Origin of the sequence: Nonlabens sp. (assembly GCF_018401815.1) — a bacterium.
Classification (GTDB): domain Bacteria; phylum Bacteroidota; class Bacteroidia; order Flavobacteriales; family Flavobacteriaceae; genus Nonlabens.
The window spans coordinates 1-2,510 of the sequence record NZ_JAGYKG010000016.1; the positions used below are offsets into that span (position 1 = coordinate 1).

General features: G+C 41.3%; 1 protein-coding gene. It reads left to right on the forward strand.

The window, feature by feature from the left end:
* Positions 1–54: 54 nt before the first annotated feature.
* On the forward strand, positions 55–2,510 hold a 2,456-nt coding region (locus KG732_RS12885; RefSeq protein ID WP_367271521.1), incomplete at its 3' end, for an IgGFc-binding protein.

The following is a 2,510-nucleotide window of genomic DNA, read 5'->3' on the forward strand; positions in this document are numbered from 1 at the left end:
AAAGCCTCTTTTAATTACAGCAAAAATTAAAAATAATTTAAACAAAATAAATTTATGAAACTTGCTAAAGTAGTAATTACAGTTTTCATGTTGGTGTCAGCTTTATCACACTCTGCATTTGCTCAATTAAGCGATCTTCATTACCTGCCCCCTTTGAAGCAGGAAAGCAACAATATTGGGTTTCAGGTTCAGGCGATTTATTTGTCAACACCAGAAACAACTGAATTTGATGTCAAGGTTTATCAGGGTACAGACCCAACACCTATCAAGACTATTAAGTTGTCTAACCTTAATCCTTACATCTATTCTTTAGGTAACGGCGATAATAACGTAACCTTCGTTGATAATGACAATACTGGAAAGGTTTTGTCTGATAGTGGTTTACGGTTTGAGTCTGAAAATGGCGAGAGATTTTATGTTAACCACCGAGGTGCGCAGTCGGCTCAAGGATCTTCTCTGACCTCAAAAGGACGCGCCGCCCTGGGAAAGCGATTTAGGTGGGGAGGTGGACCGGTTATTTTTGGGGATGATACGAATGCAACCTTAGGCATTATGGCCACAGAAGATGGGACTACGGTTGAAATATCTGGCTATGACCCGAGTATTGTTTTTCGGAAAGGCTCTGATGTAGACGCTATTACAGACGACAGGCTCTCTATCACGTTGAACAAAGGGCAATCATACGTTTTAGAATACGCAATCCGAAATCTTCCAAATTTTAAAACAAATATAACCTATGATGAATGGATGGGTGCATTAATAGCGGCAGATAAGGACATTGCTGTGAGCTTGGGCAATGCATTGTATTCGCCGAGTAATGATGGTGGTCGAGATATCGCGATAGATCAGATCATTCCTGAGAATGTGCTTGGTAATGAATACGTTTTTGTGAGAGGGTATGGTAAAGATGATTTGGAATTCGCCATCATTATTGCCACTCAAAACGGTACAGAGTTATATGTTAATGACGCCTTGACACCTATAACGACAATTGATGCGGGAGAGTATTACATCGTTCCTGGGTCATATTATTCTGGTAGTTCAACAGTCCGGCAGGGCGAAAACATGTATGTAAGGGCATCAAAACAAATCTATGCCTATCACTCGACTGCAGGCGCTAATAACGGCGCTAACGTTGATTATAACTTTATTGCACCTGTTAATTTCCTTCTAGACAAAGAGGTTAATTTTATACCTGGAGTTGATCAACTCGCAACAAAAACACTCTCTGGCGGAGGGGTGAGTATTATCTCGGCGGCTTCTACGCCTGATGCAGAGCTGGAAGTATATGAAAATGGAGTGCTTCAAGATTTGACGGGTAAACGTAAAGTGGTCAGTGGCTCTGAGCTTTGGGTGACCTACTTCTTAGATGGGCTTAAAGGTGACGTTAAGGTGCTTTCCACTAATTCAATTGCGGTCGGATTTATGGGGCAAAGTGGTGTTGTCGGTGTGTCTGGTTATTTTTCTGGCTTTGAGACCATCCCGAGTATTGACGTTGATGTGAATGTGGTTGGAGACTGCCTCCAAGATGGAAATGTTTCGCTTTCAGCTCCGCAAGGTTACTCGATCTATCAATGGTACCTTGAAGGTAATCCTGTATCAGGTGCAACCCAGAGTACTTTGGTTCCAAACTTACCTGGGTCCTATACCATAGGGATTACTCAATCTGCTGATGGTAAAGAGTATGTTTCAGCTCCCGTAGACGTTAGTGACTGCTTACCCGAGATAAAACTGGATGTAACCTCAACGAAACAAACTCCTGAGGTGAACGAGAGTATTACTTTAAGAGTAAATTATAAATACCAGTCTTTTTTTTCGGCATCTAGCGCTGAGGTGTCACTATCAATACCTTCTAATTTTGAAATAACAGCAAACAATCCTTCGGTTGGTTCATGGTCTAATAGCACAAGAAAGTGGACTATTGGAAATGTTAGTCCAGGTGATGAAGAGGTGCTCGAACTTACCTTAAAAGCATTGAGTGTAGGTAATCCAGTGACGGTTTCTGCATCAAATTCTCAGACTGTTTATGGATCTGACAACACAACTTTATTGAATGAAGGAAACAATATAACTGATGATTTAACGGAAGTTTTCAATATTAAAAATACAACAGTTATTTCGGCAAGCTCTCCAATCTCTAAAACTGCTTTAGATGCAGACTTTAACCTTGCTGCAACTTCAAATAATCCAAACCCAATTTCCTATGCTTCGAGTGATGAGGGTGTTGTGCGTGTTGCATCAGATGGTACTGTTTCAATTGTTAGTGAAGGAACGGCTGTAATAACCTTATCTCAACTTGCTTCAAGTTCTTATGGACCAGGAACCAATACGGTTACAATCACTGTCAGTAAAGTTACCCCTACACTCAGTGGATTTCCAGATATTACCAAGACCTTCGGCGATCCGAATTTTCAACTAACAGCGCCCACATCTACTGGAGATGGAACATTTTCCTATACTTCTTCCAATCCCTCGGTAGCTACGGTGAACTCTTCTACGGGAGAGGTCAC